Raw genomic sequence first — 645 nt, 5'->3', positions numbered from 1 at the left:
GAGGGTTCAGGACGGTGCGGTGCAGCTGCACCGTCTCACCCAGGCCGTCGTCCGCGACCAGCTCACCGAGGCCGAACGCACCAGCGCCGCCCGGGTCGCGGAAACCCTCCTGATCGCCGCATACCCAGGGGACGCGGCCGACCCGATTACCTGGCCGGCCTGGCCCGACCTCCTCCCCCACCTCCTCACCCCCGACCCCGCCGACCTGACCACCGGCGACGGCCGGTTTGCGGCGTGTGAGGCCTGCTGGTACCTCATGGACCGCGCCAACGCCCCCACCGCCCTGCCCCGCCTGCAATACCTCCACGGTGCCTGGACCCGGCAACTCGGCCCCGACCACGCACACACTCTGTGGGCCGCCAACTACCTCGCCCGCGCCTACAACGACACTCAGAACCACACCCAAGCCCGGGCGCTGGACGAGGACAGTCTGGAGCGCCGGCGGCGGGTGCTGGGCGAGGACCACCCCGACACCCTGACCACCGCCTCCAACCTGGCCATCCGGCTGGCGGCGTTGGGGGAGGTGGAGGCTGCCCGGGCGTTGGGTGAGGACACGCTGGAGCGGCAGCGGAGGGTAAGGGGCGAGGACCACCCCAACACTCTGAACACCGCCACCGGCCTGGCCATCCGGCTGGCGGCGTTGGG

General features: G+C 72.4%; 1 protein-coding gene. It reads left to right on the top strand.

The annotated features are described in order from the left end of the window. Positions 1 to 19: 19 nt before the first annotated feature. Positions 20 to 645 (top strand): tetratricopeptide repeat protein (locus ACFYWI_RS20505; RefSeq protein WP_389234104.1); only part of this gene is annotated, 626 nt, incomplete at its 3' end.

It is taken from the genome of Streptomyces sp. NPDC002889, from assembly GCF_042888425.1.
Taxonomy (GTDB): Bacteria; Actinomycetota; Actinomycetes; order Streptomycetales; family Streptomycetaceae; genus Streptomyces.
This window is presented reverse-complemented; position numbering and strand designations above follow the sequence as displayed.